The sequence below is a fragment of the Streptomyces sp. NPDC048506 genome (assembly GCF_040651315.1).
Classification (GTDB): Bacteria; Actinomycetota; Actinomycetes; order Streptomycetales; family Streptomycetaceae; genus Streptomyces.
Genome location: NZ_JBEZIX010000008.1, coordinates 103241 through 127475, shown reverse-complemented (window position 1 = coordinate 127475; position 24235 = coordinate 103241). Strand labels below are relative to the sequence as shown.

Below are 24235 nucleotides of genomic sequence, written 5' to 3'. Positions count from 1 at the left end.
GCGGATAGCATCGATACTGTGCGCATGGCTCATTCGCGCGGTTGCGGCTCGGCCTTTGACCGGTCGGCCGCTTGGCGTGACGTAACGGGAGTGCCTGAGAGATGGCTGGCAGCGGGATGAGCCCGGCCCACTCGGACCCGACAGAGGCCCCGATCATGGAACGAGCAGCCACGGCACCGCCGCCCCGCACCGGCATCAGCCTGCGTCAGCTGTTGATGTCGCTGGGCGAACCCCTGGTGGAACTCCAGGCCGCGCCCGCCGGACTGGACGTCGAGATCCGCAGCGTCGCCCTGCTGGACCCCGAGGATCCGCCGATCGCCCACCCCGGCGAGCTGATCCTCGCCATAGGCGCCCGCGGCCGTGCCGCCTTTCCGGCGCTCCGGGCCGGCGGCCGTGACGGGGCCGCCTGCGTCGCGGTGAAGCTGGACACCCCCGCGCAGGCCGAGGCGCTCAGCGAGACCGCCGCCGAGGCGGGCATCGCCCTGCTGTCGGTACGCAGCGAGGCGCGCTGGGAGCAGGTGGACGCGCTGGCCCGCGCGGCCCTGGAGAGCGCCCCGCCGGGGTTTCCGGGCGAAGACATCGAGGAGGGCGACCTGTTCTCGCTCGCCCAGACCACCGCCGTCCTGACCGGCGGCATCGTCAGCATCGAGGACACCACCAACCGCGTGCTGGCCTACTCCCGTTCCACGAACACCGACGAGGTCGACGATCTGCGCCGGCTGTCCATCCTCGGCTGGCAGGGCCCGGAGGCGTATCTGGCGCAGCTGCGCAAGTGGGGGGTGTTCCAGCGGCTGCGCGCCTCGGACGACGTGATCGACATCGAGAGCCACCCCGAGCTGGGCATCCGCCGCCGGCTGGCGGTGGCCATCCGGTCCGGCGAGCGGCAGTTGGGCACGATCTGGGTGCAGGAGGGGTCGACCCCGCTCACCGAGCACTCGGAGCAGGCCCTGCTGGGTGCGGCCCGGGTCGCCGCACTGCACCTGGTGCGCCGCCGCCGGGAGCTCTCGGCGGACCTGACGCTGACCCGCTCGCTCGCCGCCGGGCTGCTGGAGGGCAGCACCGGGCCCCAGCCGCTCGCGTCCCACCTGGGGCTGGACGCGACCCGGCCGGCCGCGGTCCTGGGCTTCTCGTTCGGCACGGCCGAGGCCACCCCGCCCGAGCTGGCCCGCACCGAGGTCAGCAACCTGGTCTCGGTGCACACCGCGGCACGGCACCGCAGCGCCCTGGTCACCCAGGTCGACACCCGGATCTACGTCCTGCTGCCGCAACTGCCGCGCAGCATCGACCTGGGCACCCTGCGCGGCTGGGGGCAGGAGATCACCGAGGCCGCACGCCGCCACCTGGGCCTGTCGCTGCGCGGCTCGGTGGGCTGCATCGTGCCGGGCCTCGGCGAGGTCCCCGAATCCCGCCGGGAGGCGGACCGGATCCTCGACGCCATGGTGAGCGTCGGCGTCACCACCACGGTCGCCGCGCTGCCCGACATCCAGGCCGAGGTGCTCGTCAGCGAGGTGCTGGCACTGCTCGCCGCGCACCCCGACATGCGGGACCCGCGGCTGACCGCACTGGTCGCCCATGACAGCCGCAACCAGGGGCAGTTGGCCGAGAGCATCCTCGCGTACCTGAACGCCTTCGGCGACGTCCGGGCCGCGGCGGCCGACCTCCATGTGCACCCCAACACGCTGCGCTACCGCGTCCGCCGGGCCGAGGAGTTGACCGGCCTCGACCTGAGCCGGCCGGACCAGCGGCTGCTGGCCATGCTCCAGCTGCGGCTGCCGTCCAAGACCTGAGGGACGACGGCTCGCAGACGCCACCGCCCCTGTCGTCGCCCCTCTGTCCTTAGTTCGGAATTCTCCTAAACTGGCCGATATGCCCTACTGAGCTGACGGGCTGGCGATCATGACGTCGGAGAATGCAGTGCCGGGCGGGTCCGGCCAAGCCTGTGACCTCGCCCATGCGGCCACGGCCGAACTGGACGCACGGGGGGTGATCGTCTCCTGGACGCGGGCGGCGGAGCGCCTGCTGGGCTACTCCGCCGAGGAGGTCCTGCACCGCCCCGCGACGCAGCTGCTGGCGATACCCGGCGACGAGGCACGGGCGGCGGCCGTCGCCCGCTGGTGCCGGGCCGGGGACGGCTGGGGCGGGTCGGTCGCGGCGCGCCACCGGGACGGCCGGGACGTGCAGCTGGCGGTTCAGGTCACACCGCTCCTCGACGGAGTCGGCGGCGAGCGGTGGTCCGTCCTCGCACTGGAGGAGTGGCGGCTGCCGGGCGGTGGGGTGAACCAGCTGATGCTGGAGCCGTTCCTGGCACAGGCACCGGTCGGCATGGCCGTACTGGACACCGATCTGCGCTACGTCTGGGTCAACGACGTACTGGAGCAGCTGATCCCCCTGGAGCGACGGCTCGGGAGGAAGGTGGCGGACGTCCTGCCGCGGCTGGAGGCCGAGGCATTCGAGGAGCGGATGCAGCGGGTCCTGGAGACCGGATCGCCGGTGATGGACTACGAGTTCCGGAGCCCCACCTACGCGGACCCCACCCAGGAGCGCGCCTATTCGGCCTCCTTCTTCGCCCTGACCGACCCGCAGGGCGCGTTCATCGGCGTCTGGTACATGGTCATCGACGTCACCGAACGCTGGCGGGCCCAGGAGCGGCTCGCCCTGCTCAACGACGCCAGCGCCCGGATCGGCAGCACACTGGACGTCACCCGCACCGCACAGGAGCTGGCCGATGTCGCGGTCCCGGCGCTCGCCGACTTCGTCGCGGTCGATCTGCTGGACTCGGTCCTCCGGGGCGAGGAGCCGGTCCCCGGCCCCGTCGACAGCACCCCCACGATGCGCCGTTGCGGGCAGCAGTTCGTCAACGAGGGCTGCCCGGAGGCCGGCCCGGCCGTCGGGGAGACCGTCCAGCGCTCGCCCGCCTCGCCGATCGCCCGCTGTCTGCTCACCGGCACGTCGCAGGTGGAGCCGGCCCTGGACCACGCCACCAGCGTCTGGATCACCGAGGATCCGGTACGGGCCGCGGTGATCCGCCGGTTCGGCTTCCGCTCGGCGATGGTGGCGCCGGTGCAGGCCCGGGGCGTCACGTTGGGCGCGGCGACCTTCTTCCGCACCCGCCGGCTCGGACCGCTCACCGCCGACGACGTGCGGCTGGCCGAGGAGCTGGTGGCCCGGGCCGCGGTGTGCGTCGACAACGCCCGCCGCTTCACCCGCGAGCGCGCCGCGGCCCGGGTGATGCAGCAGAACCTGCTGCCGCACGAGCTGTCCGGAGGCTCCGCGCTGGAGGTGGCCTCGTGGTACTTCCCGGCGGACGTCCCGAGCGGGGTGGGCGGCGACTGGTTCGATGTGATCCCGCTGTCCGGGGCCCGGGTCGCCCTGGTGGTCGGGGACGTGGTCGGACACGGCATCAACGCCGCCGCCACCATGGGCCGGCTGCGCACCGCGGTACGCACCCTGGCCAATCTGGACCTGCCACCCGACGAACTGCTGGCCCGCCTGGACGACCTGGTCATCGGGCTGGTGAAGACGCACGGGGCCGATACTGCGGCGGACGCCGGGAACGCCAGCGTGGCCGCCACGTTCATGGGGGCGACCTGTCTGTACGCCGTGTACGACCCGGTCAGCCGGCGGTGCAGCATGGCGCGGGCCGGCCACCTCCCACCGGCGATCGTGGGACCGGACGGCACGGTCGACCTGCCCGACCTGCCCGCCGGACCGCCGCTCGGGCTCGGGTCCCTGCCCTTCGAGGCCATCGAGCTGGAGCTGGCCGAAGGCAGCCTGATCGCGCTCTACACCAACGGGCTGGTCGAGACCTGCGACCGGGACATCGGCGTCGGGCTCAGCCGGCTGGGCAGCACCCTCGCGGTGTCCGGGCCGGAGCTGAAGGACATCGGCGGGAACGTGGTCAAGGAGCTGCTCACCGGCCCGCCGTCGGACGACGCCGCGCTGTTGCTCGCCCGCACCCGCGCCCTGGGCGCGCACCAGGTGGCCTCGTGGGACGTGTCCAGCGACCCGGCCGTGGTCGGCAGCGCCCGGGCGGCGGCCGGCCGGCAGCTGGCGGAGTGGGGCCTGGACGAGCTGCGGTTCACCACCGAGCTGATCGTCAGCGAACTGGTCACCAACGCCATCCGGCACGGCTCCGGGCCGATCACCCTCCGGCTGATCCGGCAGGACGCCCTGATCTGCGAGGTCTTCGACGGCGGCAGCACCGCGCCGCACCTGCGGCACGCCCGGACCACCGACGAGGGCGGACGCGGGCTGTTCATCGTCGCGCAGCTCACCCGGCGGTGGGGCACCCGCTACACCCCGACCGGCAAGGTCATCTGGACCGAGCTGGACGGTTCGATCGAGGGCGCTACCGCCGATCTGGTGCCGTGAGCGCGTCCCGGTGGCCGCAGTCGTCCCCCGCCGGGACCGGTCGGCCGACCAGACCGTGCCCGGGCAGGTCGACGTAGTCGCGGTCGGCGGCGGCCACCACCCGCCGCGGCACACCGTCCGCGCCCCGGGCGGTCAGCTGGGCGGCCACGTACGCGGCGCTGGTCCTGGTGATGTCACGGGTGAGGCCGAGGGGCAGCAGCGAGCGGGTCTCCGCGATCGCCTCGTCCTCACCGGCCCGCAGCACGACCCGGACGTCCGGGGCCACCCCGTGGGCGGCGACCGCGACGGCGACGTTGTCCAGCTCATGGGAGCCGACCGCGGCCAGCGCCCGCGCGCGCGGCAGGCCGAGCCGCGCCAGCACCGCCCGGTCCTCGCCGTGCGCCAGCACCACCGGGATGCCCATCGACCGCGCCAGACGGAGGTGCGGGGCGGACGGCTCCCGTTCCACCCCGACGACCGGCACGCCCAGCTCGCGCAGCGTCTGGCAGAGCCGCAGCCCCACCTGCCCCAGGCCGACCACGATCACATGGCCGGCGCGCGGCAGCACCCGCGGCCCCAGGACGCCGACCAGCCGCGGGCCTATCAGTCGGTCGACGATCCCCGCCGTCAGCAGCGCGGTGAAGCCCACGGTGACCAGCATCGCCACGCCGGACGCCACCTCGTAGCCGGGGTGTCCGGGGTGCGCCGCGGCCGGGCCGACCCCCGCGACCACCCGGGCGGCTTCCAGGAAGGCGGTGCCGGCCTGGGTGTGGAGGGCGCAGACCAGCCACAGCCAGTCCAGGGTGAGCACCGTCACGATGCCCAGCAGCCCGATCAGCAGCAGCCGGGCGTCCGTGTCGTGCGGCTGCAACTGGCCGCGCAGCCGTCCGAGCACCGCCCGCCGCCGGGTGGCCGCGCTCGCCCGCCAGGGCGTCTCCACCAGTCGCCCCGCCCGCCGGTGGACGGCCACCGCGCCGTGCGCGTCCGGCCGTACCGCCAGCGCGTCGGGGTCCACGCACAGGCCGGCCAGCGTCGGTGCCAGGAGGTCGGCGGGCGAGACCGTGACGCAGTGGCGCAGCAGCGACCCGAGCTGCTGGGCCACCGTGCGGTCGAAGACCGTGACCACGATCCGCACGGTGTCGCTCAGGTGCCGTACGGCGAGCGCATGGCGCAGGGCCGCGAGGTCGTCGCCCACCAGGACGGCGACGCCCGTCGGGCGGGTGGCGAGCGCGCGGCGCAGGTCCCGGTCGTCGGGTGCGGCGAGGTGGTCCACCGGGTGGCCGCTCTCCGCCAGGGAGGCACAGACCCGACGGGCCAGCGTCGTGCCGCCGATCACCAGGATCCGGCCGGGGCCGCCGTCCGGGCCGCCGCTGCGGGATCCGTCGTGGGTGGCCTCCCGCGATGCGCCCGGGGGCGCCGCCGGGGATGCACCGTACGGATCCACATCCCATTCATCCGGCATTCCGTCCCCCGTTCCGCTGCGCTCGTGCAGCACTGGTGGTGTGGGCCCGGTCGGGCCCAACTCACGCTAGGGCGCGGGCCGTCGGCGTCGGCTGTCCGTCCGGCCAAGGCTTCGCGGACGCCGTTGTCCGGCCGGACCAGCCGCGTGGCGCGGGGCGCGAGTCCGCTCGATACGGAATCCGCACTGTTCGACTCCACAACACTCGGGCCCGAATTTGTCGAGCCTCACAAATACGCCGCCGCGCATAGCCACATACGCTGACGCAAATCCATTCCGGACGTGATGCCGCTCACCTCTCACGAGGAGGACGGGCACACAGCGTGGCGGCGCCCTGGGCGCTCCCCCACCCGCGCGAGCATCCGAGGACCGGGGCCCTGTGCCGCCGCTTCGACATGCGTCAGGGCCACGATCGCCACCTGCCAGCACTCGGCCCTTTCGTGCGTCCGGAAAACGGAAAACCGAGGCGATCACAGCAGTCACCCCCGTGCATGACCCCTCCAACCCTCAACGGATGTCGAGATGACTACACCTCCCCCCAGCCACGTGGCCGCTCCGCCCGCTCCCCCTGGCAGCGGTGAGGCCCCGCGGCAATCGGGCCTGCAATCCGGCCTCAAGAACCGCCATCTGTCCATGATCGCCGTCGGCGGGGTCATCGGTGCCGGCCTGTTCGTCGGCTCCGCGTCCGGTATCGCCGCGGCCGGCCCCGGAATCCTGCTCTCGTACGCCCTGGTCGGCGCGCTGGTCGTGTTCGTGATGCGGATGCTCGGCGAGATGGCGGCGGCCAACCCGACCTCCGGCTCGTTCTCCGCCTACGCGGACCGGGCGCTCGGCCGCTGGGCCGGTTTCTCCATCGGGTGGCTGTACTGGTTCTTCTGGGTCGTGGTGCTCGCCGTGGAGGCGACCGCCGGCGCCGCGATCCTCACCAGCTGGGTCCCGGCCGTCCCGCAGTGGGCCTGGGCGCTGATCGTGATGATCGTCCTCACCGCCACCAACCTCGCCTCGGTCTCGTCGTTCGGTGAGTTCGAGTTCTGGTTCGCGGGCATCAAGGTCGTCGCCATCGCGGCGTTCATCGTCCTCGGCGGCCTGGCGATCTTCGGCGTGCTGCCCGGCACCGGCCACGCGGCAACCGGCTTCGGCAACCTCACCTCCCACGGCGGGTTCCTGCCGCACGGGCCCAGCGCGATCCTCACCGGCGTGCTGATGGTCGTCTTCTCCTTCATGGGCAGCGAGATCGTCACGCTCGCCGCCGGTGAGTCCGAGGACCCGGAGCGCGCGGTCACCAAGGCCACCAAGAGCGTCATCTGGCGGGTCGGCATCTTCTACCTCGGCTCGATCCTGGTGGTCGTCTCCCTGCTGCCGTGGAACGACCCCTCGATCGTCAAGAAGGGCTCCTACGTCGCGGCCCTGGACTCGATCGGCATCCCGCACGCCGGCCAGATCATGAACGTCATCGTGCTGACCGCCGTGCTGTCCTGCCTCAACTCCGGCCTGTACACCGCCTCCCGGATGGCCTTCTCCCTCGGCCAGCGCGGCGACGCGCCGAAGGCCTTCGCCCGGACGAACTCCCGGGGCGTCCCGCAGGCCGCGATCGTGGCCTCGGTCGTCTTCGGCTTCATCGCGGTCGGCTTCAACTACCTGTGGCCGGACACCGTCTTCCAGTTCCTGCTGAACTCCTCGGGTGCGGTCGCGCTCTTCGTGTGGCTGGTCATCTGCTTCTCGCAGCTGCGGATGCGCGGCATCATCCTCCGCGAGAACCCGGACAAGCTGGTCGTGCGGATGTGGCTCTTCCCGTACCTGACCTGGGCGACCATCGCGATGATCACCTTCGTCCTGGCCTATATGCTCACCGACGACAGCCCCGGCGGTGGCCGCATCCAGGTGCTGCTGTCCGTGCTCCTGGCCGTGATCGTCGTCGCGATCTCCCTGGTCCGCGACCGGATCGGCGGCAACCGCGCCGACACCGAGCGGACGACCGTAACGTCCGGCTGACGCCTGGCGCTGTCATGTACGGGCGGTGGTGTGCACGTCACACCACCGCCCGTCACTGAATTCCCCCCGTTCACCACCGTCCCGTCTCCGGAAGGCCGCCCGAGGACATGTCCGTCTTCAGACGCCGCAAAGGCACCCGTCCCCGGCTGGTCCCCGAGCTCGACGACCTCGCGCTGGGGCAGGTGCGGCGGCGCGTCGAGACGTGCTGGTCCCGTGGCTCCCTCGACACCGCCGTCATGGCCCTGATGGCGAACGTGATCGACGAGACCGGCGAGGACTGGGACCGCAAGGCGCACCGCCTCCGGGTGCTCGCCGGGTCCGCCGGGCGGGCGCTGCCCGGTATCTGGCGGCAGCACAGTCCGCAGAACCAGGGCGCACTGCTGCTCCATGCCTGGTCGGACCTGCTCCTGGCGCAGCAGCCGGGGACGGCCATCGATCTGGGCGTGACCCGCGAGACCTGTCGGCTGGCCGCCGAGCTGCTCCCCGCCGACCCGACGCCCTGGACCCTCCAGCTGGCCCTGCTGCGGCTGGAGCAGCGCCCCGCAAGCGAGTTGTCGCCGGTGTGGCGCGAGATCAAGGCCCGCGACCCGTGGAACCGGGAGGCCCATCTCCAGGCCCTGGGCTACCTCTCGCCCGACGAGTGCGGCTCCAGCGCCATGGTGCTGGACCTGGTCGACGGCGTCCGCTCCAGCATGCCGGCCGACGCCCCGGCCGCCGGCCTGGAGCTGACCGCACTGGTGCGGACCCACCAGCGGGCGCTGGCCCCCGGGGGTGTGACGGCCCTCGGCGCGGGGGAGATCTGGCGACGGCCGGACGCCACGAAGGCGCTCGACCAGGCGTCGCACTACTGGCAAGGACCGGGGTTCCTGCACCACGCGGCGGCGCTGGCCGATCTGAACCTGCTGGCCTATGCCTTGATCAAGTCCGCGCGGATCACGGAGGCCGGCCCCGTGCTGCGCGCCACCGGAGGCATCGCGGTGCCCTGGCCGTGGAACTCCGACGGCGACCCGCTGGAACAGTTCACCCACTATTACGAGCGCGCCACCGCGTCGAGCTGAAGCCGCGGGCGGCTTCCACACCGCCCCGCCCGTAGGCGGGTCCGGAGAGACCTCCCGAGCGACGCCCAGAAGGTCACTCGGAAAGTCACCCGACTGTCCGGTTTTGGGCATACGTACGCCTCATAGCCGGAACGGGTGGAATTGCGGTCCCTTTCTGGTGTCTCCGGAGTGCCCCGATGTGTTCCAGGGGATTTTTCCCTGGAAGAGCGTTGGGAGATCCGTATGCGCGACACCGTCAGCACCGGCCGCTCCGCGGCGACCGGCGGCCGGCGCGCGCTGCTTCTCCTGGCGCTGCTGGCCCTGCTGCACGCGGTGCTCAGCACCGACTCCTCCGACCTGCCGACCCCGGTCGCCGGCCGCTGCCTCGGCCACGCCGCCCCCGCCGTGTCCGGTCCGCCCGAGCGGCCCTGCACCTCCGCGGTACCGGTGCTGACGTCGTCCGAGGGCGGCGGCAGGCATCCGGGCAGCGGCGTCCGGCGCAGGTGCGAGGCCTCGGCCTGCCACCTGCGCCACCACGTGCCGACCGGGGCCGGTGGCAAGGCGGTCAGCGAGGCCGCCGCGGCGGAGGCCGTCGCCGCGCCGGGGCACTCCGCCGCCTGGACCGTCGTCCGGGCCGCCGCTGCCGCCTCGGCTCCCCTTGTGACCGTCCTGCGCTGCTGATCCGGCCCGGCCGCGCTCGCCCCCCACAACCCACCCCACCCCACAGCGGGGCCAGGGCCCCGGGGCGAGTGCGTCCTGCCGCGATCGGATCTCAAGACCCTTGCACCGCAGGAGATTTGGCATGCCCGTCGACATCTTCGCCGCGCTCGGCGCGCTCGTCCGCGCCGAGGCCTCGCGCACCACGCCCAAGCCCCGGACCCCGGCCACCGACCAGCCCGCCACCCAGGCCCCGAGCAGCCCGCAGCCCCCGCCGCCGCCCGTCGCGCCGGATCCCGCCGCCGGCACCGCGCCCGACCACCCCGCCCGCAGGCCGCGCCGCGCGGTGCTCCGGAAGCTGACCGCCCTCGTCGGGGCCGTCCGCAAGGGGCGCGGCAAAGCCGCCAACGACCGCAGGGCTCCGGGGTCCTGAGGACGGTCGGCACGGCGGGCGCGGCGCCCGGGCGGCCCGGTATGCGCCCGCCACGCGCTGCCGGGCCGCCCGGGCGACAGGCGCGGTTGTTCCACTCCCGGCCCGGCGCGATCCTGGACGCATGGCTGGTCACACGGCTGGGTCCGCAGCGCCCGCCGCCGGTCCGGACACGGTGGCCGGCTGGGCCGTCCGGCGGCCCGGGCCGGTCGCCTCCGGTCCGCTGGCGTCGGTCCGGCGCCCCACGCCCGTGCCGGGCCCCGGTGACCTGCTGCTGCGGGTGGAGGCCTGCGGGGTGTGCCGTACGGATCTGCATCTGGCCGAGGGGGACCTGGTCCCGCACCGGCCGTCGACCGTTCCCGGGCACGAGATCGTCGGCCGGGTGCTCGCCACCGGCGAGGCGGTCACCGGCTTCCAGGTCGGCGACCGGGCCGGCGGGGCCTGGCTGCGCAGCACCTGCGGCGACTGCCGGTACTGCCGGGCCGGCCGGGAGAACCTCTGCCCGACGTCCCGGTACACCGGCTGGGACGCCGACGGCGGCTTCGCCGAGGCCGCCCTCGTCCCCGCCGACTACGCCTATCCGCTCCCGGACGCCCAGGACGCCACCCAGCTGGCGCCGCTGCTGTGCGCCGGGATCATCGGCTACCGGGCGCTGCGGCGCAGTGCGCTGCCGCCGGGTGGCCGGCTCGGCATCTACGGGTTCGGCGCCTCGGCGCACCTTGCCGCACAGGTCGCACTCGCCGAAGGGGCCCGGGTGCACGTGCTGACCCGGTCGGCGCGGGCCCGCGAACTCGCCCTCGGCCTGGGCGCGTCCTCGGCCGGCGAGGCCTACGCACACCCGCCCGAGCCGTTGGACTCGGCGATCCTCTTCGCGCCGGTGGGCGATCTGGTGCCGGTGGCCCTGGAGGCGCTGGACCGGTCGGGCACCCTCGCCGTCGCCGGCATCCACCTCACCGACGTCCCCCCACTCAACTACCACAGGCACCTCTTCTACGAGCGGGACCTGCGCAGCGTCACCTCCAACACCCGGGCGGACGGTCGCGAGTTCCTGCGGACCGCGGCACGGATCGGCCTCCGCGTCACGGTCAGTCCGTACCCGCTCAACCGCGCCCCGGAGGCGCTCGCCGACCTGGCGGCCGACCGGGTCCACGGGGCCGCGGTGCTGATTCCCGGCTGGGGACCTCCCGATCACCCGCCGTGACACCGATGCGCCACTGCGCCGACTGGCTCCCGTCTCTTTGAATGTCGCACCATGGAGGGAGGGCGGTACATTACGACATGTCCGATGATGCGGAAGCGGGGTCGGCGCCCTGACCCCGAGGGCGGGTACGACGACCGTGGCTTACGACGACGGCTTCCCGCGGACGGAGGCGGTGCAGGCAGTGACCGCGCGGCTCCTTGGTTCTTCGGGGGCTGAGCTGACCGCCGTCTACGTACCGTCCGATACGGACGGCGAGCTCCAGCTGGCCGAAATGGTCGGCGGTTCCGGCATCCCCCACGAACTGCCGACCCGCTACCCGCTGTCCGGCGACTCCCCGGTCGCCGCGGCCTTCCTCACCGGACTCCCCCAGTGGCTGAGCCCGGCGGAGCTCGCCGAGCGCGGCGGTACCGCGCGCGGCGACAGCGCCGGCGCGGCGCCCGGCGAAGGGTCCGCCGCGGTACCGGCCACGGCCTCCCTGGCCGTGCTGCCGCTGGGCGGTGACGCGCACCGGCTGGGTTGCCTGGTCGTGCTGGACCGGACCGGTGCCGCGTTCGACGCCGACCGCCGCCACCTCCTGGAGCTGCACGCCGACCAGGTGGCCGCCGGCCTGGAGGCCGTCGCGGCACGGGTCAAGGCACACGCCGAACGGCAGTCGTTGCTGGGCCCGGGGCTGGACACGCTGCGCGGTGGCGCCTTCACGTTGCTGCTGGCCACCGGCCGGATGGAGGCGGACGCCCAGGTGCTGGCGCTGTTCGGCATCGCTCCGCAGGAGTTCGACCAGCGGGTGGAGACGCTGCTCGAGTGCACCGCGCCGGACGACATTCCCGCGCTGATGTCGATCGTGGAGCCGGGCGGGGTGCCGGTCACCGAGCAGCAGCTGTCGTTCCGCATCCGCCGGCCCAACGGCGAGCTGCGCTGGCTGAGTCTGCGCTGCCGGGTGCTGGCCGGCCCGGACGGTACGCCGGGGCGGATGCTGGGGGTGGTCGCCGACGCCTCGTACCTGCGCCCGAGCGCCGACGAGGTCTCCATCGTGCAGCGACTGTCCGCCGCGCTGGCCGGCGCCACGACCACCCGGGACGTCAGCCGGGCCGCGGTCGCCGCGCTGCGCGCGCCCCTGGACGCCAGCCGGGTGGCGGTGGCGGAGCTGGAGGCCGACCGGCTGGTGGTCACCGTCCTCGACCCGCCGCAGCCGGAGTCCTGGCCCGCGTCCTGGCAGGCCGAATGGCGCTCCGAATGGCCCGACACCTCGTGCCACACCCTGCCCACGCTGGAGGGGGTGCTACGGGGCGGCCACGTGGCCCTGTGGCCTCCGGGGGCGGAGCTGGAACCCGGGCTGGCCGGTGTCGGCCCGGGCGGGCTGGCGGTGCTGCCGCTGCCGGCCGACGGCCGGATCGTGGGGGTGTGCCTGGTCGGGTGGGACGCCGAGCACCGGTTCGGGCCGGAGGAGCGGTCGCTGCTGACCGCGACCGCGGGGCTGGTGGGGCAGGCCCTGGTGCGCGCCCACGCGCTGGACGCCGGGCACGAGCTCGCCACGATGCTGCAACGCAGTCTGCTGCCCCGCAAGCTGCCGGACCTGGCCGGCGGGGAGGCCGTGGTGCGCTATCTGCCGGCCACCGTGGGGCTTGAGGTGGGCGGCGACTGGTACGACGTCATCCCGCTCTCCGACGGGCACGTGGCGCTGGTCATCGGCGATGTGGAGGGCCACAGCGCCGCCGCCGCGACGATCATGGGCCAGATGCGCACGGCGATCCGCGCCTACGCCGTCGAGGGCCATCCGCCGGACGTGGTGGTCGCGCACGCCAACCGCCTGCTGCTCGGCATGGAGACCGACCTCTTCGCCACCTGCTGCTATGTGGACCTGGACATGGAGGAGGGCATCGCCTGGTTCGTGCGGGCCGGGCACCTGCCGCCTCTGCTGCGGCTCCCCGACGGCAGCACCGTGGAGGTCGCGGTCGAGGGCGGCCCGCCGCTGGGGGTGGCCGCGGAGGGCGAGTTCCCGCTGACCGAGGTCGGCCTGGCGCCCGGCACCGTCCTCGTCCTGCTCACCGACGGTCTCGCCGAATCGGCCAGCCTCGTCCTGGAGGACGGCATCCGCCGGGTGCGCGAGGTGCTGGCGGCGGCCGATCCGGCCGATGCCGGGCGGCTCGCCGACGATCTGCTCGGCAGCGCCAAGCGGCGGGACGACGACGTCGCGGTGCTGGTCCTGCGCTACGACGGGATGCGGGTGCGGCCGACCCGGGCCCGCTGGACGGTCTGGCGGCTCCCCGACGCCGTCATGCACGCCCGCCGCTTCACCTCGCGCACACTGCGCCAGTGGCAGATCACCCAGGAGATGGACGTGGCGCTACTGGTGGTGTCCGAGCTGGTCACCAACGCCATCGCGCATACGCAGGGCGAGGTGCAGCTGGATCTGACGCTGGCCGCGGGACGGCTGCGGGTCGCCGTGAACGACGGCTCGCCGCGGGCCCCGGTCAAGCCGGCGAGCGTGGACTGGGAGGCGACCGGCGGCCGGGGGCTGCTGCTGGTCGAGGCGATGTCGATGGCCTGGGGCTCGGTGCCGCTGAGCGGCGGCAAGCAGGTGTGGAGCGAGATCCGCCTCCAGCCGGACGAGCAGCGCGCTCAGGAGGCCACGGCCGAACCGCCCGGGGGTTGAGGAGGTCGTGACGTGAAGACCCGCCTGCGCACCGCGGTCGCCGCCCTGGCCGGGCTGTGCCTGTTCGCGGCCGCCCCGGTGGCCTGCCGGCAAGCCGGTGGAGGGCAGCAGCCCGAAGACACCGCTCACCCACGGATCGGGGTGCTGTTCCCGGACGACAACTGGCGCTTCCACCACTTCGACAGGCCGCTGATGGTGAAGAAGATCCACCAGCTGTGCCCCGAGTGCCGGGTGGACGCCGTCAGCGCCCAGTACGACGTCGCCACCCAGCAGGCACAGATGGACGCGATGATCACCAAGCGGGCCAACGTCCTGGTCCTCGACGCGGTCGACTCCCGCTCGGTGCGCGCCCCGGTCGAGCACGCCCGCCAGGCCGGCGTCCAGGTCGTCGCCTACGACCGCCGCGCCGAGGGGCCGATCTCGGGCTACGTCTCCTTCGACGGCGCCAAGGTCGGCCGGCTCCAGGCCCGGGCCCTGCTGCGGGCACTCGGCGACAAGGCCCCCGGCGGCCAGATCGTGATGATGAACGGCGCGACCCCGGACCCCAACTCCGCCTGGTTCAAGGAGGGCGCGCTGTCCGTCCTCAAGGGCAAGGTGCGGATCGGCAAGGCGTACGACACCGCCGGCTGGCGCCAGGAGGCCGCCAACGCCAACATGTCCGCCGCCATCGCCGCCCTGGGCGCCTCGAACATCGACGGCGTCTACTCCGCCAACGACGGCCTCGCCACCGGCATCGTCTCCGCCCTCAAGGCCGCGAAGATCTCTCCGCTGCCCCCGATCACCGGGCAGGACGCCCAGCTCGACGCGGTCCAGCGGCTCCTCACGGGCGAGCAGTCCATGACCGTCCTCAAGCCCTTCCGGCCCGAAGCCGAAGCCGCGGCCACCATGGCCGTCGCGCTGGCCCGCGGCAAGAGCCTCGCCGGCATCGCCACCCACCGCGTCAACAGCCCCACCACACACGGCATCCCGGCCGTGCTGCTCACCCCGATCCCGGTGACCGTGCACAACATCAGGGACACCGTGCTCAAGGACGGGATGTACACGGTCGATCAGATCTGCACGCCCAAGTACGCGTCCGCCTGCGCCAAGGCTGGTCTGACACACCCTGCACATGGCGAGGGAACATCCCCTCGGTGATGGCTTTCGGTAGCCCTTGGGGAGCATGGACAGAACGCTGGTGACGCCGGGCACCTTGGCGCCGGTCTCCGGGTCGACATAGAACCAGCTGCCGGAACGCTGAACTTGTGTTGAGTGCTGCCGCGGGTCTCTCCGCTCGCCCACCGACCCTCCAGGGGCCGCGCTGTGTTGCTTACGGCGGAATCCACTGGGACCCGTGACAGCTGGAGCCAGGGCAGGAGGGAGGCTCCCCTGGGATCTCCTTCCCTATCAGGAGGCACTCGATGCGATCGAGCGCCATAGAGGTTGCCCAGCACGGTTTGTGGCCGCTCACCTGCGGAGCGCAGTGCTTTAACTCCCAACCTTCCAGGCCCCTTTGAGACCAGCCAAGTGTGAGCTGCACAGGATGCGCCCGGTCGACCAAGGCCTCAAACTGAGAACGGGAGCAGATTTTCTCAAGGTGACAACAGGTGACGAGATGGGCGAGCAGCCGTTTCCACTTGAGCGCATCAGGCATCCACATGAGGCATCCAGGCGCAAGCTGGCCACAGCGACCACCATGCTCACCTACCTCATAGGTTGCATCTTCCTCATAGGAGCCCTCTCCAACGGACTCGTAGGCCTCACCATTCTGATCGTGCTGATAATTTCCATATGGTTTGGAATTCTCCTATGGCGAGCTCGCCTACTCGGTGGAGCCGTCAAGGTCACGGCAGAGTCGTTTCCGGAGATTAACGACACCCTCAATTCCTTGCGACAGCGACTGGACTACCAGAAGGACATTGATCTTTACGTTTCCGATAACGTCGACGGCAAGGCGCAGCTGCTCAGCCTGCTAGGGCATCGCGTGATAATTATCGACGGAGGATTCGCGAAAGAACTCCAGGAAGAGGAGTACGCGCGTTTGAGATTCATGATGGGGAGCTTCGTCGGCGCACTCAAGGCTCGACATCTGCGATTCACATTGCTTACCACCCTCCTTGACCAGCTGAACAAGTTGAAATTCGCCTCCCCGCTACTAAATCCATACATTCGCGCCACCATATACACAGGCGACCAAATAGGATATCTATGTTCTGGTAGCCTGGAATCCTCCCTGGCCGTTCTGACCAGGTATATGGTCGGCAAGGAAATGACCCCTGAACTCTCCCCTCCAGGGATTCTGAAGCAAGCAGCTCTCGTTCAGAATCAGGCCCTACCGCGCTACTCCCAACTGCTTCAAAGTAGCCCACATCTCGTGAATCGCTACGTCAACGTGATCGCATTCGCTGCGCGCGTCAGGCCAACGGAGTACAAAACCTTCGAAAGCGGTCTGGATTCAGCACCCCGACAGCTTCTTCATACGCTACTGAGTACCTCTCCCCAAAGGAGAGTGGATTGGCACACATAGGGCGGTTGCGGAAGCGTTCGCAACGTGGAAGGTCGACCACCAAGGACCCACAGAAGAACAACATGCGTGCTCACATCACCTGGACCTGGAGTGTCAAGTTCCAGAGCCACCAAGCTAATTCTCTGCGGGCCCTAAGGGCAGTCCCGTAAATGATCTTCTTGTCGATACGGGCGCGGCTCGGGGGCCTTGACCAGGAGCTGCGGTCCAGCGTCCTCAATCCTCGCCGCCGCGCGCACAACGATTGACACACCTCGGTTCCGATGTGGGATGAGCCGGTTGGCGGGATCCGCGCTGATCACCCTGGTGATTCGAACCGCAACCGCGAGTTGAGTCCCCCTCTCCATTCAGCTGTTCCAGCTCAGGAGATCGGTTCCACGCCGTACAGTCGGACACATGCACGGAGGGACGAAAAGGGCCCCCACAGGGCTGGTTACGGTAACGGGAAGTTCGGGCCTGGTCGGATCGGCCCTGGCTGCGGCGCTCGACGCCGCTGGCTGGGTGGTTCGCGGCGTGGACCGGATTCCCGGCCGCTGGACGAGTGTCGTCGGAGACCTGCGAGACCGGCCGGTGCGGCTGGCCGCATTGCAGTCGGCCGATGTCCTGGTCCACACTGCCGCGCTGCACGCCCCACATGTCGGGCGCCTGGCCGATGAAGAGTTCCGAGCCGTGACGGCCCGCCCGCGGCATCACGCAGCAGTTGCCGGACTCCGCGAACAGGCCGGTATTCGAACGCGTTTGCGGCGGCAGTCGAGTCGTACACCCGGTCCAGGCGAGGCCGGGAGCATCATCGGATCGTGGTCGTCGCCCGGGACAATGTGGTCCACGTCCGTGGCCGGCGCCGTGCACCGTGCCGCGGTGCCGCGGTGCCGCGCAGGATGGCCACGCATGGGAAGCCGTCGCGCTTGAGCACGGTCGCTCTCAGCTTGGGCCACCCAGGCAGAACGACTCGCTGAACGTGAGTACGCGCGACTTCGCGAATCACCACCCTCACCTGACGAAGGAATCGGTCCGCCAGTCCCGCACACGGATGGGACAGCGCACAGCGACGCGCGTTCGGGGGGAAGGCCGCATGTCACACAAACCCCTTACGGAAAGGGCTAGTTCATACGTGCTGTCATCGTTGCATTCCTCCTGAGCGCTGCCGCATTCCTCGTTGTGGCGGTTGCCACCACCAGCAATGCCCCGAGCGCTCGCGCTGACGCCGACGCCCGCACGCAAACCCAACGGAGCCACGAAGGTGACTATGACGGCGGCTACGGCGGTCGGGGCGGCGGTGAGGGCTGGCAGAGAGACGGACGCCTCCGGGCCGTTTTGCCGGGTCGACGTCGAATAGCACGCCCACGTACGGATCACGCTGCGGCGCTCGCCCGGAATTCGCCCAGCAGCTCACGACGCGCCGCACCGTCCGGGGCGTTGATCCACTGGTCATCAACCGTCCCACCTGTCGGCCTGGTGACCATTCCCGCAGGCCGGAGCGGCTCGGCCTTGAGCGCTGACACCTCACGGCTCAGCGCCGGGGAACCCACGCAGGCGGGCGTTACATGCGTACCGACGTCGCACGTCTCCCTTGTCCCGTGTCTGCTGCTGTTGATCTTCATGACGTTGCCACAGGCACCGCGGAGCACCCGCCTCGACAACAGACGTACGCCCTTGGTGCGCCGTTTTCCCGGCTGTGCTACGGCGGCCCCTGCGACGCCGTCACAGGGGCCGCGTTCGCCTCGGAGCCAGGGGTTGAAGGCGGGACGGGTGGGTCATTTCGACCACGTTCCGCCCTCTTCTGTCTGGTTTGCCGCCTTATCGACAGTAACGTGGATTGCGTATGCCCTTAGACAGCCTTGCTGTGCGCCAAGGCCGGGCTGACCAGGTAAGGCAGGTATCCCATGACGGCATCGCCGCTGCTGGCCCTGCGCGGAGTCTTCAAACGGTACGGCGCGGTCCAGGCGCTCGCCGACGTCGACCTGGAGGTGCGCGCCGGTCAGGTGGTCGCGCTGGTCGGGGACAACGGGGCCGGCAAGTCCACGCTGATCAAGGTGATCGCCGGGGTCGACCCGGCCGATGCGGGCACCGTCGAGTGGCGGGGCCGCCCGGTCCGGCTCACCCGGCCCCACGATGCCCACGACCTCGGCATCGCCACCGTCTTCCAGGACCTCGCGCTCTGCGACAACCTCGATGTGGTCGGGAATGTCTTCCTCGGCCGGGAGATCCACCGCGCGGGGCTCCTCGACGAGGTGGAGATGGAGCGCCGCACGCTGGAGCTGCTCGATGCGCTCGCCATCCGGATGCCCGACGTGCGCATCCCGGTCGCCTCGCTGTCCGGGGGCCAGCGGCAGGCCGTGGCGATCTCCCGCTCGATGCTCGGCGAACCCCGGCTCGTCCTGCTCGACGAGCCCACCGCGTCCCTGGGCATCGAGCAGACCGCCCAGGTCCTCGACCTGGTCGAGCAGCTCCGCGAGCGCGGCCTCGGGGTGCTGCTGATCAGCCACAACCTGGGGGACGTCAAGGCCGTCGCGGACTGGATCGCGGTGCTGCGACTCGGCCGCAACAACGGCTTCTTCGACGTGGGGACGACGTCCCACGAGCAGATCATCTCCTCCATCACCGGCGCCACCGACAACGCGGTGACGCGGCGCACGGCGCACGGCTGGGAGGCGGAGCGGTGAACCGGCCGTGGACGTCGGTGCTGCGCGGGAACCGGCAGGCCGGCCCGGCCGACGGGCCCCCGGGCCGGCGCCGCGGGCAGAACCCGCTTCAGATCCTCCGGCGCCGTTTCCACGCCGGTGAGCTCGGCTCGGTCCCGGTCGTCCTCGGTCTGATCGTGGTGTGGATCATCTTCCAGAGCCTCAACGCCAGCTTCCTCTCGCCGCGCAACCTGTCCGGGCTGAGCGTGGACATCGTCGGCATCGGGCTGATCTCGACCGGTGTGGTCTTCGTGCTGCTGCTCGGGGAGATCGATCTGTCGGTGGGTTCGGTGAGCGGTCTGGCCGCCGCCGCCTTCGCGGTGCTCAACGTCCACCAGGGCATGCCGGAGGCACCGGCGCTGCTCCTCGCGGTGCTGTGCGGTACGGCGATCGGGGCCGTCCAGGGGTTCTTCTTCGCGAAGGTGGGGGTGCCCGCCTTCGTGGTCACGCTGGCCGGACTGCTGGGCTGGTACGGCCTGATGCTCTACATCCTGGGCTCCAGCGGCACGATCAACCTCGACGACAAGGGCCTGGTCGCCATGCTGACCGGCTTCTACTTCACCAATGTCGCCGCCGCCTACAGCCTGGCAGCGGTCGGCACCGCCGGGTACTTCCTCGCCTCCTACCAGGACGTGCGGCGCCGCCGGGCCGCCGGGGTGCCGGCCCGGCCGCTGAGCGAGATCGCGGTGCGCACCGGTGTGCTGGCGGTGATCTCCCTGGCCGCGGCCTGGGTGCTCAACCAGTTCCAGGGCCTGCCGCTGGCCCTGCTGATCTTCCTGGCCTTCCTGGTCGGTCTCGACCAGGTGCTGCGCCGTACCCGGTACGGCCGGATGATCTTCGCGCTGGGCGGCAGTGTGGAGGCCGCCCGGCGCACCGGTCTCAACGTGGCTCTGGTGCGGATCTCGGTGTTCATGGTGTCGGGCACGATGGCCGCGATCGGCGGCATGTTCCTGGCCTCGCGGGTCACCTCCGCGACCGGGACCTCCGGGGGCGGCAACCTGCTGATGGACGCCATCGCCGCCGCGGTCATCGGCGGGACCAGCATGTTCGGCGGGCGCGGCCGGACCTGGTCGGCGCTGCTCGGTGTGCTGGTCATCCAGTCGATCGCGTCCGGCGTGGCCCTGATGGGCATCCAGCCCGCCGTCCAGTTCATGATCACCGGTGGGGTGCTGCTGGTCGCGGTGGTCATCGACTCGCTGTCGCGGCGTGCCCAGCGGTCCCACGGCCGGGTCTGAGGCCCGCCCGCCGCGGCCGGCGTTTGCCCCGCGCCGGGCCATGGAAAGCCTCAGCCGATGTCCGCGCTCAGCCACGCCCTGACCATCGCGGGGTCCATGACCTGGGAGATCACCTGGGCACTGATCCTGGGCTTCGCGCTGTCCGCGGTCGTCCAGGCGGTGGTGCACCGCTCCACGGTCGCCGGACTGCTCGGCGACGACCGCCCCCGCACCCTGACGCTGGCCACCGCCCTGGGCACGGCGTCCTCCTCCTGCTCGTACGCCGCGGTCGCGCTGGCCCGTTCGCTGTTCCGCAAGGGTGCGCACTTCACCGCCGCCATGGCGTTCGAGATCGCCTCGACGAACCTGGTGGTCGAGCTCGGCATCATCCTGGCCCTGTTGATGGGCTGGCAGTTCACCGCGGCCGAATTCGTCGGCGGGCCGATCATGATCGTGCTGCTGGCGCTGCTGTTCCGGTTCTTCCTCCGCGAACGGCTGCTGCGGCGGGCCCGCGAGCAGGCCGAACGGGGTCTGGCCGGGTCCATGGAGGGGCATGCCGCGATGGACATGTCGGTGCGGCGCGGGAGGTCCTTCGTGCAGCGGCTGTTCTCCGGTGACGGCTACACGGCCACCTCGCACGTCTTCGTCATGGAGTGGGCCGCGATCCTCAAGGACCTGGTGGCCGGCCTGCTGATCGCAGGGGCCATCGCCGCCTGGGTGCCGGACAGCTTCTGGCGCGCCTTCTTCTTCGAGGGGCACCCGCTGGCCGCGAAGCTGTGGGGCCCGCTGATCGGGCCCGTGGTGGCGATCGCCTCGTTCGTCTGCTCCATCGGCAACGTGCCGCTGGCGGCGGTCCTGTGGCAGGGCGGCATCAGCTTCGGCGGCGTGGTCGCCTTCATCTTCTCCGACCTGCTGATCCTGCCGATCCTGAACATCTACCGGAAGTACTACGGGGCCCGGATGGCCCTCTTCCTGCTGGTCACCTTCTATGCGGCGGTCGTCGTGGCGGGCTACGCCGTGGAGTTCGGCTTCGGCGCGCTGGGCCTGATCCCCGACCGGGCCACCGCGCGGATCCCCATGTCGGGCGTCTCCTGGAACTACACCACCTGGCTCAACATCGCCTTCCTGCTGCTCGCCGCCGCCCTGGTCCTGCGCTTTGTGCGGACCGGCGGCCGGGCCATGCTCCGCATGATGGGCGGCGCTCCGCACGACGGTCCGCCAGCCTGAGCCCCCGGTCGCCGTGCGCGCGGTGCGGACCTGGGCGGAGGCTGGAGGTGTGGCGACACGCACCGGCCCGGTCATGGGCACCGGAGGAGAGGAGCCAGGCCATGAAGGACATCGTCACGGCCGGCGTGGACGGTACGCCGGAGTCCCGGGCCGCCGTGCTGTGGGCGGCGCAGGAGGCGCGGCTGCGGCACGCCCGGCTGCGGCTGCTGCACGCCTGGGTGCTGCTCGCGCCCGAGACGGCGCCGCACCCCCTGGAGGACGACGACCAGAACTACTGGCCCCACCGGATGATGGACGACGCCCGGGCCGCCGCCCTCGCCCGCCACCCGGACCTCCCGGTGGTCACGGACCTGGTCGCCGAGGACCCGCTGGACGCCCTGAAGGAGGCCGCGACCGCCTCGGACTTGCTGGTCCTCGGCTCACGGAACCTGGGCCCGGTGTCGCGCTACGTCCTCGGTGAACTCGGTCTCCAGCTGGTCGCGCACACCGATACGCCCATCGTGCTGGTACGCGCCGAGCAGGAGGACGCGGCCGAGCGGCGGGACGGGGACGTCGTGGTCGGGGTCAGCCTGCACGAGCCGTGCGAGGCGCTGCTGGCCTTCGCCTTCGACAGCGCCGCGCGACGCGGGGTCACGCTGCGTGCCGTCCACGGCCGGCACCTGCCGGCGTACGCATACAACCGCGGTGGCGGCGTGGAGCCGTACGCCGCCGACGAAGCGGCCAAGGTGGCCCGGTACGAGCTCGCCCAGGCGCTCCAGCCGTGGCGGGAGAAGTATCCGGACCTGCCGTTGGAGGCGCGGGTGGAGATGGAGAGCCCGGCGCCGGCGCTGCTGCACGACACCACGGACGCGGCGCTGCTCGTCGTCGGGCGCCGGCACCGCCACCTGCTGCCGGGGGCGAGGATCGGCCATGTCGTCCAGGCGGTGGTCCATCACGCGCCGTGCCCGGTGGCGGTGGTGCCCCACGAGTGAGAAGGCGGATGATGACGGTGGGGGACGAAGGACACGGGAGTGAGCCATGGCGAAGACAGTCGACTGGCCGGTCCGTCTCTCCCTCGTCGAGGAGGACGGCACGACCACGGCGCGCGCGGTGCTCGACACCGGAACCACCACCTTCTCCGGGCGCGGCACGGCCCGCTGTAGCCCCGAGGACCCGGACGTTCCGCAGATCGGGGACGAGATCGCGGCCGGGCGCGCCCTGCGGGACCTGGCGGGGCAGCTGCTGCGGATGGCGGACGACGATCTCCAGGAGGTCGGTGCCGCACCGCCGCGGCGGGAGAACCGGATGGCCTACGGCTGGACGAACGCCCTCGGCTGAACCGGCCGCGGCGTTCCCGGCCGGCGGCCCGGCCGGGGAAGGAGGCGTCCATGGCGAACGCGACGCTCACCGACCTGTACGAGGTGACCATGGCCCTCTCGTACCTCCGCGAGGACATGGTGCGCCCGGCGACCTTCAGCTGCTTCGTACGGCAACTGCCGCCGCAGCGGGGCTTCCTGATCGCCGCGGGCACCGAGTCGGTCCTCGACCACCTCGCCGACTTCGAGGTGGGGCACGACGACGTCGAGGTGTTCGCCGAGGTGCTGCAACGGCCGGCGCGGGAGCTGGCCGGGCTGGTGGGGCTGCGCTTCACCGGCGAGGTCCGGGCGGTACCGGAGGGGCGCGTGGTGCTGGCCGGTGAACCGCTGCTGGAGGTCACCGCCCCGCTCCCCCAGGCCCAGCTGGTGGAGACCTACCTCCTCAACCAGGTCAGCCATCAGACCGCCCTGGCGTCCAAGTGCGCCCGCTGTGTGCTCGCCGCGCAGGGCCGTCCCGTGGTGGACTTCTCGCTGCGGCGCACGCACGGCACCGCGGTCGCGTACCAGGTGGCCCGGCTGGGTGCCATGACGGGCTTCGCGGGGACCAGCAACGTCGCGGCGGCGCACGCCTTGGACCTGCCGGCCATCGGCACCATGGCGCACTCGTACATCGAGGCGTTCGAGGACGAGGAGGCGGCCTTCACCGCGTTCGCGCTCTGCCATCCCGGTCCGGTGACGTTCCTGGTGGACACCTACGACACCGCGTCCGGCGTGGCGGCGGCGGCCCGGGTGCTGACCGCGCTGGGCCGCGGGGACGGCTCGGCGATCCGGCTGGACAGCGGTGACCTCGCCCAACTCGCCCGCCACGCCCGGGCGATGCTCGACAATGCGGGCCTGCCCCAGGTGCGCATCGTCGCCAGCGGCGGACTCGACGAGTACGCCGTGCACGACCTGGTGGCCTCGGGCGCACCGATCGACGTGTACGCGGTGGGCACCCGGGTCGGGGTGAGCGCCGACGCGCCCAGTCTGGATTCGGCGTACAAGCTCGTGGCCTACGACGGCCGGCCGGTGATGAAGCTGTCCGCGGCGAAGGTGACCGCCCCGGGCCGTAAGCAGGTCTTCCGTCGGCCCGGTTGTCTCGATGTGATCGGGCTGGCCGACGAGCCGCCACCCGCGGACAGTGTGCCGCTGCTGGAGACGCTGATGCGGGCGGGCGAGCGCATCGGGCCCCGGGACCGGCTCGCGGACGCCCGGCGGCGGTTCACGGCGGACGTCGCGGAGCTGCCCGCCACGGCGCGGCGGATCCGCGCGCCGGAGCCCGTGCGGGCGATGGTGTCGCACCGGCTGTCGGTGCTGACCGAGAGGGTGCGGCGGCGGACCGAGCGCGAGGTGCTGGCGCCGTTCGGCATCCGGGCCTGAGGGGGCACGGAGGGGCCGCGCGGCACGGAGGGGCCGGAGGCCTCGGGAGAGCCGGACGCCGGGGAAGGGTCGGACGCCGCGGAGGGGCCGGACGCCGCGGAAGGAAGCACCGCCCGC

The 24235-nt window shown here is 71.8% G+C and carries 18 protein-coding genes; 17 read left to right on the top strand and 1 reads right to left on the bottom strand.

Going from position 1 to position 24235, the window contains the following annotated elements:
• Window positions 1-155: 155 nt before the first annotated feature.
• On the top strand, window positions 156-1787 hold the full coding sequence (locus tag AB0C96_RS08575; protein WP_362915047.1) for a helix-turn-helix domain-containing protein: 1632 nt from the start codon (window positions 156-158) through the stop codon (window positions 1785-1787).
• A gap of 109 nt (window positions 1788-1896) precedes the next feature.
• On the top strand, window positions 1897-4371 hold the full coding sequence (locus AB0C96_RS08570) for a SpoIIE family protein phosphatase (RefSeq protein ID WP_362915045.1): 2475 nt from the start codon (window positions 1897-1899) through the stop codon (window positions 4369-4371).
• Here the strand turns inward: AB0C96_RS08570 and AB0C96_RS08565 are convergent.
• Window positions 4349-5812: an NAD-binding protein gene (locus AB0C96_RS08565; RefSeq protein WP_362915043.1), complete on the bottom strand. Its 1464-nt coding sequence runs from the start codon at window positions 5810-5812 to the stop codon at window positions 4349-4351. The two genes, AB0C96_RS08570 and AB0C96_RS08565, sit on opposite strands and share 23 nt — an antisense overlap.
• A 519-nt stretch (window positions 5813-6331) precedes the next feature.
• On the opposite strand from AB0C96_RS08565, the gene AB0C96_RS08560 reads away from it, so the two are divergent.
• The 15 genes from AB0C96_RS08560 to AB0C96_RS08490 all read left to right on the top strand — a co-directional run bounded on the left by AB0C96_RS08560 (window position 6332) and on the right by AB0C96_RS08490 (window position 24118).
• Window positions 6332-7801: an amino acid permease gene (locus AB0C96_RS08560; protein WP_362915041.1), complete on the top strand. Its 1470-nt coding sequence runs from the start codon at window positions 6332-6334 to the stop codon at window positions 7799-7801.
• 107 nt (window positions 7802-7908) lie between these two features.
• Entirely contained in the window at window positions 7909-8859 is a 951-nt protein-coding gene (locus AB0C96_RS08555; RefSeq protein ID WP_362915039.1) for a hypothetical protein, read from the top strand.
• A gap of 222 nt (window positions 8860-9081) precedes the next feature.
• Window positions 9082-9519: a hypothetical protein gene (locus AB0C96_RS08550; RefSeq protein ID WP_362915037.1), complete on the top strand. Its 438-nt coding sequence runs from the start codon at window positions 9082-9084 to the stop codon at window positions 9517-9519.
• Window positions 9520-9640: 121 nt separating this feature from the next.
• Window positions 9641-9928 (top strand): hypothetical protein, encoded by a 288-nt coding sequence (locus AB0C96_RS08545; RefSeq protein WP_362915035.1) that lies wholly within the window; start codon window positions 9641-9643, stop codon window positions 9926-9928.
• 121 nt (window positions 9929-10049) lie between these two features.
• Window positions 10050-11126, top strand: coding sequence for a zinc-binding alcohol dehydrogenase family protein (locus tag AB0C96_RS08540; RefSeq protein WP_362915033.1), 1077 nt, complete (start codon window positions 10050-10052; stop codon window positions 11124-11126).
• Between the two features lie 136 nt (window positions 11127-11262).
• A complete protein-coding gene (locus AB0C96_RS08535) occupies window positions 11263-13779 on the top strand; it encodes a SpoIIE family protein phosphatase (protein ID WP_362915031.1) in 2517 nt (838 codons plus the stop codon).
• Window positions 13780-13791: 12 nt separating this feature from the next.
• Window positions 13792-14916, top strand: a complete 1125-nt coding sequence (locus AB0C96_RS08530; RefSeq protein WP_362915029.1) for a substrate-binding domain-containing protein — start codon at window positions 13792-13794, stop codon at window positions 14914-14916.
• 385 nt (window positions 14917-15301) lie between these two features.
• Window positions 15302-16285, top strand: coding sequence for a hypothetical protein (locus tag AB0C96_RS08525; RefSeq protein WP_362915027.1), 984 nt, complete (start codon window positions 15302-15304; stop codon window positions 16283-16285).
• Window positions 16286-16678: 393 nt separating this feature from the next.
• Complete coding sequence (locus AB0C96_RS08520; RefSeq protein ID WP_362915025.1) at window positions 16679-17191, top strand: NAD-dependent epimerase/dehydratase family protein; 513 nt, start codon at window positions 16679-16681, stop codon at window positions 17189-17191.
• A 974-nt stretch (window positions 17192-18165) separates the two neighbouring features.
• On the top strand, window positions 18166-18945 hold the full coding sequence (locus AB0C96_RS08515; protein WP_362915023.1) for an ATP-binding cassette domain-containing protein: 780 nt from the start codon (window positions 18166-18168) through the stop codon (window positions 18943-18945).
• 92 nt (window positions 18946-19037) lie between these two features.
• Window positions 19038-20198, top strand: a complete 1161-nt coding sequence (locus tag AB0C96_RS08510) for a sugar ABC transporter permease (RefSeq protein WP_362915209.1) — start codon at window positions 19038-19040, stop codon at window positions 20196-20198.
• A 57-nt stretch (window positions 20199-20255) separates the two neighbouring features.
• Complete coding sequence (locus AB0C96_RS08505) at window positions 20256-21404, top strand: permease (RefSeq protein WP_362915021.1); 1149 nt, start codon at window positions 20256-20258, stop codon at window positions 21402-21404.
• 101 nt (window positions 21405-21505) lie between these two features.
• A complete protein-coding gene (locus AB0C96_RS08500; RefSeq protein WP_362915019.1) occupies window positions 21506-22375 on the top strand; it encodes a universal stress protein in 870 nt (289 codons plus the stop codon).
• 46 nt (window positions 22376-22421) lie between these two features.
• Window positions 22422-22721, top strand: a complete 300-nt coding sequence (locus AB0C96_RS08495; protein WP_362915017.1) for a DUF1876 domain-containing protein — start codon at window positions 22422-22424, stop codon at window positions 22719-22721.
• A 50-nt stretch (window positions 22722-22771) separates the two neighbouring features.
• Window positions 22772-24118 (top strand): nicotinate phosphoribosyltransferase, encoded by a 1347-nt coding sequence (locus AB0C96_RS08490; RefSeq protein ID WP_362915015.1) that lies wholly within the window; start codon window positions 22772-22774, stop codon window positions 24116-24118.
• Window positions 24119-24235: the final 117 nt, after the last annotated feature.